The organism is Neglectibacter sp. X4 (assembly GCF_009917365.1).
Lineage (GTDB): Bacteria > Bacillota > Clostridia > Oscillospirales > Acutalibacteraceae > Acutalibacter.
Genome location: NZ_QWLE01000078.1, coordinates 1 through 8,051, shown reverse-complemented (window position 1 = coordinate 8,051; position 8,051 = coordinate 1). Strand labels below are relative to the sequence as shown.

Here is an 8,051-nt window from a genome sequence, read left to right as displayed (position 1 = left end):
AAGTCGCCGCCCCAAAACACAAGAAAAGCCCGGAATTCCAAGGAATTCCGGGCCAAGTCTGTGGCAGGGGCAGAAGGATTCGAACCCTCGGCACGCGGTTTTGGAGAGCGACAGTGCAAATTTTAGACAGTTTTAGATGCCTCTATCTTGTACCGCTCTATACTGAAAAACGGCTTAAAGTCTGGATTTCAGGCACTTCCCGCCCTCAAAACCTGCTTACAAAAGCAAATCTTCTGCACGTTTGCTGGAAAACCTGATAGAAAAATTTATAGTGATCTGATAGACAACTGCTTCGACGGCTTCATCTGGTGTTCTCTATATAGATGGTTTTCATCGCTTAGATACTGCTGCGCCTGGTTAAATCAAATTAGCACAACCGCTTGATTGATATATCCCCTATGTAGAAAAGTGGGACTACATAGGGGATATATTTGTTTCCGCAAAAATTATTTGTGAGGAGAAAAATGCAATGGTGACTCGTGCAGATAGTATAGAAATCTTGAGGAGCAGAATGAGTTTGAAGTCCAGCAAACCGGCAAGAGTATAGAAGTACCAGAACTGTGAATAAGCAAGGTAAATGAAATCATGAAAGAACTATGTAAATTTGGTCATAATCATATCGTATACCGCGGCGGGGGGAAAACGTTCAACATAATCCTCCAGATTCAAATCGAAGTCTATATCAGGTGTGTTTTCATTGTTCAACAGAGCAAGGAAAATATTTTCGGACAGCGCATTCAGATAATATACCAGATCTGTTCGCAAACGCTTCTCACGTAACAAATACCATCCTTTTTCAAAGCTGGAAGTTTGCAAGAAATCACATAATACAGCGCATCCGTAACCATGTTTCTCAAATTCATTTTGAAGGCTTCGGGCGAAAGCTGCCCTGCAATCTTTTCCTTTAGGAACGTAAGAAATCAAAATAACAGGTATTTCTGTTCCCCGTTTTTCTGAATTAACAGGACAGATAGTCAGCGTGTTAGGGGCTTCCTCTGTCACGATGCTCTGTACTACTGCATTCTTTTCTGATTTGACACTGCGTGTTATAAGCTGGTTTGCCGCAATTACACTTATCTGAGGCACTAATACACTGTTATATCCTTTATAGCTTAATCCATATTGTTTTTTAACTTTTCCTAAAATCGGTGTCTCACGATGGGAAACTACAAGGTCAATTCCATCCAACGGATTGTCAGCTTTTTGAATTTGGAAGTCGTCTTTTTTCTGGCCTTTTATGCCGATTACCGTTTTAAAAGCAGAAGGATACACAAGCCGAATATCATTAGATGCTGAAGCGAATACGAGCGTTTTACCACGCCAACGGTTCAAAAAAGGCAGCATTTTTTTGGCATACAGCCGGTCAAATATTCCCACGCTCATGGAAATTATATCTGGTTGAATAATGTCACAATATTCAAATGCCTTCAATAAAAGGGCCAGTGAATTTTGTCCTGTAGAATTATGTATGGAAATATGTATAAACCTGACATTCTCCAAGATTCCCTGTTCCAGAGATGTTTCAATCAGTAAAGCCATGCAAATTGTTCCATGGCTGATGGGCAAAGGCCCTGAGGGAACATAATCCGTATTTTGGTTGAGCAGCGTCAAATTTTTTGGAACACGTCCTGCCAGTGCGGAAAGCACTGCCAAATTGATCGGGCCGTCAATCAGGCATATTGTTTTTCTCTCTGATTTCATAGGCCCTGCTCTTTTCCGTTTATGAACAGAATGGGATCCATCTTCAAGTTTCGGTTTACAAACAAAATGGATAAAAATACGGTAATCCCCTGTAAAGCCAGGGCCACAGAAACGGCGCGAAGGGCAGAAGCCGCGCTGCCATTGTGCTCACTCGTTAAAGGCAGGGAACCCCCCTCACGCGTCCAGGTGCTGTACTTTGTGCTGAATATGGGTTCTGTTTCCCTGGATGAGTATTCCTCCGACGCGGAAGTTAAGGCCAGGCTGCCCATTGCCCCTAATAAGGTTCCGGCTATGCAGATAGCCATAATTCCTGACACCAATGAAATCCGGCACTGCCGTTTTGTCATGCCCAGGCTGGTTTCAATGGCTGTGCGCCGAGCCTGCTTGAGGATAAAGAAATACAGCATCAGCATAAGTACGGTCAGCGCCACCGCCGCAGCTATGAAAAAGAGAAGGATGGAGGTGGTCTTCATCTTTGTAAGGTTTGCGAGGATCTGGGCGTAGCCCCCATCTTCAAAATTCACCTCAACCCTGCTGTGCTCCGGTACATTTTCCTTCAGGGCCTGCAAAAATTTCTCAGTTGTCCCATTCGGTATGGTAAAGGAGGTGGTGGTGTGCAGCATGGGGCCCGTCTCGCTTACAGAACCTGTATCAGAAGCTTTTACAGAATTAGCGGGGATAATCAGCAGTTGATCGGAAAGCTCTATTGCCTCCCGCGGCGCATTATATACGGCAGCAGAAAAGTAGGCGCCCACAATTTCATATTCGCTTTTCCAGAAAACCGGGTACATTTCCCCGTTCTCATTTACCAGATTCATCCGGGAGTAGTACAGCACGCCATCCCCGCCATATTCCATGCGGGGAGAAAAGCGGTAATCCGCATAGTACAGGGAGAGGGATATCCTGTCCCCTATTTCAAGGTTCTGTTTTTGGAGGAAATCCGTGGAAACCATGCAGACCTGTGCCCCGCTGTCAAATTCCTCCTGGGAGATTTCACGGCCGTGCTGCACATTGGCCTTTCCGCTATGAAAAGATGGAAGAAGCTTCAAGCTGCCGGTTGGCAGAACCGGGAAAGTATATCTTTTCCGTTCGATGGCTTCCGCCAGCGCTGTCCAGCTTTTTCCCCGCTCCGTCTCATAAAATCCATCCGTCACTTCCGCATAATAAGGGGGAGCAGAGTTTGGGTGGCTGCTCAGCGGATAGGGCAGCAAACTGCATTCAGAAAGCAAAGCCTGCGTATCTTTATGCGTAAAGGTCACACTGGAAGAAAGATATCCGATGTAGGTCTTGCCAGCCTCCAATTCTTCCGGTTCTCTGTTATAGTGGTCGCAAATGTACACTTCATGGCTGCTGGACTGTCCCCGTCCAGCCAAAACACGCCCCACCTCCGCCTTGAACGGCGTCCCCGGCTCTGCTGTTTCCAGAGGGGTAAACTCCCAGACCGAAAGAAGGGCGGTAACGGGCTGGGACTCTTTTGCCTGCGGAATCCACGCACCATAATAGGGCCGCTTCTCAGGGCCAAAGAGGTACTCCGCCTCTGGGAAATCCAAATCTGCCAGGGAAATGCCCTCTGTTTCCGGTTCTTCCAGACCCGGCCAGAATTCTTCTATATACCCTGCTGTTTTATCCAGCTTTTCATAGTCCGCGTTCAGGTCAAAGACCGGATATATCCCGGCGCTCCATATCTCTGTTTGGGGAAAAGTGTCAACCCCTTTTTGCTGAACGGTTCCCAGAGTGGTAAAGCTTTCCTCTACCGTCTGAATCTTTTCGTCGGTTGAAATCCATAGCTCCAGACTTACTGCCAGCAGCAAAGCTGCCGCGCAGGAAAGCAGAAAAAACACGGCTGTCTTTCCTGGCGTCCGAAATAACTGCTTCAAGCTGTTTTTCATGTCTTATCCGCGCTCCTTCTGCCCCGGTTATGTGGAATTAAAAACGAAAGCGGGGAACCAGGCTTCCCTGATTCCCCACGCCGAAGCCTTATGGCTTTAGTAGTTCACAGTCTGCATACCAGGAACAACGGCTGTGTCCAGCGACAGATAGTGCCAGTCACCGCTACACCCTGTGTAACAAGGTGCTACACAAGGGCAAGCAAACTCATGCACTGATTGTGCTGATTTTGGATTCTGTTTCTTAATTTTTTTCATTTTAAAACGCTCCTTGTGTAAGTTTTGGCTTCACATAACTCCTCGCGACTGCTCAAATAAATCTGTATCCTGAAGGTGAAAAAACGATAGTTGGTTATTTTGGTTCAATATCTGTAGCTCATCTGATATTTCGGTCCAACCAACACGATATGTGCTAACCCCTTCTATATCAGTTCTATAGACTCTTAAATTATTGAGACAGACACCGAGAATCGGGTAACCAAATTTTGAAAGATAATTATCAGAAAGATTATCCCAGAATCCAATAGCCGGAGTTTAAGAAGGTGCACAGCAGATACACCCATCACCGTGTACAGCCTGTGAGACTATAAAAGAGATAATGCCAAAATCAAATGGATTATTGCTATCATATTTTATCGTTGGTAAGGGAAGCCGGATCAGAACAACATCGGGATGCTTCTCCTCACTCATCCTACTTATAAAATTATTGATTCTATAGACTAAATCAGATGGTTTAAGATTTTGTGCCCAAAAAGGATATGTAACTTGACCAATCATATCATAACTGATTAATTTTCCGGAAAATATTTTTTCTGAATATGCAATTATTTGCCGGATTATCGGAAATGAAAGTAATGGCTCTCCTCCGTAAAAACCAATATGTATTTTTGTAGTGTCCTCTGAGTGAGCTCGACAAAAATCAAGAGCGCGTTTTGCGGTTTCAAAACTCATTTGCAAGGAAGAATGTGAACGTTGACTAAAATTACCAGTCTCCGAATAGATACAATATGTACAACGCAAATTGCATGACTGCGTAACCTGCAGGGTTATTTTTTCTATTTTTCGCTCTAGCATACAATGCAGCTCATCTGTCAGAGGATGTCGTATCTCTTCTATCACACAAGGCTGTAAATAACCGCATTCCACTAAATTATAGTATTGGGTAGTTACTTCTCGTCCATCCTGTTCTGGCTGCACTCCTGTTTTCATCACAGTACTAAGCAATGCGAATAAATCATCTTGAATAGCAACGATCTCATTCCTACCGACCTCGTAGAAATATTTTCCAAGAGCTGTTTTGATCAAAAGAATATGCGGCTTTTCCATTACCCTCGCTCCAATCTCCCATCCTGCATATGATACACTGCATCGCTCTTTGCGGCAATATCCATATCGTGGGTTACAATAATCACGCAATACCCTTTTTTATAGGATAAATCCTTCAAGATGTCCAGCACAATTTTTCCGTTCTCCGTATCCAGATTGCCGGTCGGCTCGTCTGCCAGCATGATTTTTCCGGGACTTCCCAAAGAGCGGGCAATAGCTACCCGCTGCTGCTCTCCCCCGGATAGCTGCGCGGGAAGCTTGCGGAACTGGTTCTCTTTTATGCCCACGCTTTCCAGCAATGTCCTGGCTTTTTCTGTATAGCCGTCCCTTTCGCGCCGGACAATTTCCATAGGAAAGGTTACGTTTTCCAGCACAGTCAGTTGAGGGAACAAATTAAACGCCTGATAGATAACAGAAATATTATCCCGGCGGTGCTTTGGCAATTTCTTTGCTGTCAGTTCTTCCCCCTGCACGATGATTTTTCCCTGATCAGGCATAGCCATTCCTGAAAGCATGGACAGCAGGGTGGACTTTCCGCTGCCTGATCTGCCCACAATGGCATACAGCTTTCCGGTTTCAAAGGTACAGGAAACTTCGCGCAGAGCATAGACCGTCTGATACTTTGTTTTGTATGCATAGCTGACGTTTTCTGCGGTTAATATTTTCATAGGAACCGCCATGCGGCACCGCTCCCCTCTCCATTATCACATAACAGTCCCGTATTCCATTATTCAGATGCTGACAGCAATGTCAAAGGATCAAATCGGAATACAAGCAACAGTGCTGCTGCCACTCCCACAGCGGCGCAGCCGTAGAACATTCCATAGACGCCCAAAAAGCGCAGCGGGGAAATATTTGTTATACACCACACAGGCACGAAAACAACTAGTCCCCCTGTTAAATCAGCAATGAGGATACTGCAAAAATAAGGAAGGGCACACCTGATTCGGGGCTGTCCCAATGCCATAGCCAGCGCCATATCGCGGCGTACACTGCGCATAAGAAAAAAGGTGACAATCATCGTAATCATGATAAGCGTCAGGGAGAAAAAAGGCAAAAAACTTTTTAGTATCCTGTTGTTTTGTATCAACTGCTCCGCTTTCTCAATATACTGCCTGTCATGTACCAGCAGAGCATTTCCCACACTTTCTTCGTTCGCATCCACAGCAACCGGCCCCAAGCCGCAAGCTGGCAGATTTTTCTTGAAATCGTTCAAATGCAGGGGATCCTCTACAATCCCCTGAAAGGAACTGCACACTGGTTCGATGCCCGCATCCTCCTCTGCCTGCCATAGCCACGCAACAGGTACAATAACCTCCCCTGAAACCATATCATCAGGTATAGTGCCAACAATTTTCAAGGATTTCTGTCCCAGGTTTTCATAATATAGGGAAAAGCCATCGCTATTGTACCGGGGCGAATAAATATAAGGGCGATACATATCTCCCACGGAAAGATTTTGCCTGGCAGCATAGTCATCCTGTAAAAAACAAACAGCTTGGCCTTCTTCCCAAAAAGGTACTTCCACATTTTCATAAAACGCGTTTGCGTCAGGGTTTTCCAGCACTGTCAGATTGTTTACCGCCAACAGGCTGTCTCCCAACATGCCGTTTTCTGGAATAAATCCATCTGGAGCCATGGATATGCGCGCCCCGGCTGTATACTGCGCATCGCGGATACCTAAGGCCATAATGCCCTGGAAAGTTTTTTGCCTGATCTCCAGGCGCTGTGTATTTCTGCCATTCCGGCTTGCAATCTGTACCGTTACAGGCACAGCCTGCCCCAAGTGGATTAAAGCATTCTCCCCAGACTGCATATTGCCCAAATAACCGATAAAACAGCACAACAGAGCAGCAGCTATAGATATCGTCAAAATAGTCCTTTTGGGGAACCGGAAAAGAATTCGCTTGATTTCTGTCGCTAAGATCATGACAGCTACCATCTCCTCCAGCGGATTATCGAGACTACCTACAAAACCCTTCCTCCCTGCACTCCAACTTGGCAGTTCCAGTTTTAAATGTATTTAAAATTAAAAAAACTGTTTTGCTTATAGACAATTCTGTTTGATGGGTTTCATAGCCAAGAGGTATATTTAGATTCCAGATACAAAAATAGAATTTCAGTATTGCTTTATAAAGTATAACATATTTGGATTTATCTGTCAACACAAATTTAAAATGATTTTTCAAATAAAAATATAATCAAAACAGGTATTTTGAGAGAAGCCCTTAAAGCCTTCTTGCTTGTGGCCAGACGTAGGTCAAAATCCGTAAAGCCTCTATAAAAACTCTGTCAATTTTTTCCAGGATCTCTTGGCATCAAAATAAAAGCCACAAAAAGTGCGGACTTTTTGCGGACTTTTTGCGGACTTTTTTATGTTATAATTAAGTACAGTGAAAAGTGCAGGCAGAGGGAACCCAATGGAGAAGAACCTGTTTTTACAGTTTTTTGCCAAAAGGCCCAGATTTTTCAAAATAGGGGAATTTTAGGGGAACTTTAGGGGACTTTTTCCTGTTATACTTAGTACAGTGAAAGGTGCAGGCAGGGCCGCGGCAGAAAAAGCCGCGGCCCTTTTCCATGACTACAACCTATCCCAAACGAGAAATTCAGGGGGATTTTGTTCGGGAAAGATAAAAATCCATCACAGCGTGAAAGCTAAAGGGAAGCTATGCCATGTACAAAAGGGTGTTTTTTCATGGATTTCCGTGTGGATTCCGCGTCTCACGGTGATAAAAACGACAACACAAAGAGCATTTTTTAACGGCAAAGCAGGAGAAAAAGCTGATGGAAAAGCACTTACCGGACAGTATTTCTCCAGAAAAAGCAGAAGCCTTTGCTACTTATTTGAACCAAAAAGGGCCGTCTCTGGAGGGGCCTTTGGGGGAATTTCTGGAAAAACTCTATGAAAAACCGTGCCCGGACAAGTGAAGAAGTACCTTGCGGCAAAACAGAAGCCTACGGGAAATCCGGTTTTGGACAGGTCGGATTTGCCTGTTTGGCAGGAGGAAAACGGGGAGGTTTGGGGGCGAGAACCGCCGCAGGCGTCAAAGCGTCCGGAACTGTGGTTCTGGACGAGCAAGCATCGCATTTTTTCTCGAAAAGCGCCACAAAAAGTGCCACGGGGCACTTTTCCGCTTT

At 45.0% G+C, this 8,051-nt stretch carries 9 protein-coding genes; 3 read left to right on the top strand and 6 right to left on the bottom strand.

The annotated features are described in order from the left end of the window. The coding region (locus D1841_RS18760) for a hypothetical protein (RefSeq protein WP_207710193.1) at positions 1-257 on the top strand (257 nt) is incomplete at its 5' end. A 337-nt stretch (positions 258-594) separates the two neighbouring features. Here the strand turns inward: D1841_RS18760 and D1841_RS15660 are convergent. The 6 genes from D1841_RS15660 to D1841_RS15635 all read right to left on the bottom strand — a co-directional run bounded on the left by D1841_RS15660 (position 595) and on the right by D1841_RS15635 (position 6,843). Next, complete coding sequence (locus tag D1841_RS15660) at positions 595-1,701, bottom strand: S8/S53 family peptidase (RefSeq protein WP_160644438.1); 1,107 nt, start codon at positions 1,699-1,701, stop codon at positions 595-597. Further along, entirely contained in the window at positions 1,698-3,590 is a 1,893-nt protein-coding gene (locus tag D1841_RS15655; protein ID WP_160644440.1) for an FtsX-like permease family protein, read from the bottom strand. Before D1841_RS15655 ends, D1841_RS15660 begins: the two co-directional genes overlap by 4 nt. 96 nt (positions 3,591-3,686) lie before the next feature. Then, positions 3,687-3,845: a hypothetical protein gene (locus D1841_RS15650; protein ID WP_161880094.1), complete on the bottom strand. Its 159-nt coding sequence runs from the start codon at positions 3,843-3,845 to the stop codon at positions 3,687-3,689. Positions 3,846-4,121: 276 nt separating this feature from the next. Then, entirely contained in the window at positions 4,122-4,913 is a 792-nt protein-coding gene (locus D1841_RS15645; RefSeq protein WP_160644442.1) for a radical SAM protein, read from the bottom strand. Further along, entirely contained in the window at positions 4,913-5,581 is a 669-nt protein-coding gene (locus tag D1841_RS15640) for an ABC transporter ATP-binding protein (protein ID WP_160644444.1), read from the bottom strand. The genes D1841_RS15645 and D1841_RS15640 overlap by 1 nt, the downstream gene beginning before the upstream one ends. Before the next feature lie 59 nt (positions 5,582-5,640). Next, the gene (locus tag D1841_RS15635; RefSeq protein WP_160644446.1) at positions 5,641-6,843 is read right to left on the bottom strand and encodes a hypothetical protein; all 1,203 of its coding nucleotides are present in this window, start codon (positions 6,841-6,843) and stop codon (positions 5,641-5,643) included. Between the two features lie 598 nt (positions 6,844-7,441). On the opposite strand from D1841_RS15635, the gene D1841_RS15630 reads away from it, so the two are divergent. After that, positions 7,442-7,819 carry a hypothetical protein gene (locus D1841_RS15630; RefSeq protein ID WP_161880095.1) on the top strand — a complete coding sequence of 126 codons (378 nt, stop codon included), beginning with the start codon at positions 7,442-7,444 and terminating at the stop codon, positions 7,817-7,819. Then, positions 7,816-8,051: hypothetical protein (locus D1841_RS18755; RefSeq protein WP_207710192.1), on the top strand; the 236-nt coding region annotated here is incomplete at its 3' end. The genes D1841_RS15630 and D1841_RS18755, both read left to right, overlap by 4 nt.

What these genes read in the sequence shown, in the direction of transcription:
- D1841_RS15660 (WP_160644438.1), bottom strand. Translation starts at nt 1,701, where the DNA reads ATGAAATCAGAGAGAAAAACAATATGCCTGATTGACGGCCCGATCAAT.
- D1841_RS15655 (WP_160644440.1), bottom strand. Translation starts at nt 3,590, where the DNA reads ATGAAAAACAGCTTGAAGCAGTTATTTCGGACGCCAGGAAAGACAGCC.
- D1841_RS15650 (WP_161880094.1), bottom strand. Translation starts at nt 3,845, where the DNA reads ATGAAAAAAATTAAGAAACAGAATCCAAAATCAGCACAATCAGTGCAT.
- D1841_RS15645 (WP_160644442.1), bottom strand. Translation starts at nt 4,913, where the DNA reads ATGGAAAAGCCGCATATTCTTTTGATCAAAACAGCTCTTGGAAAATAT.
- D1841_RS15640 (WP_160644444.1), bottom strand. Translation starts at nt 5,581, where the DNA reads ATGAAAATATTAACCGCAGAAAACGTCAGCTATGCATACAAAACAAAG.
- D1841_RS15635 (WP_160644446.1), bottom strand. Translation starts at nt 6,843, where the DNA reads ATGATCTTAGCGACAGAAATCAAGCGAATTCTTTTCCGGTTCCCCAAA.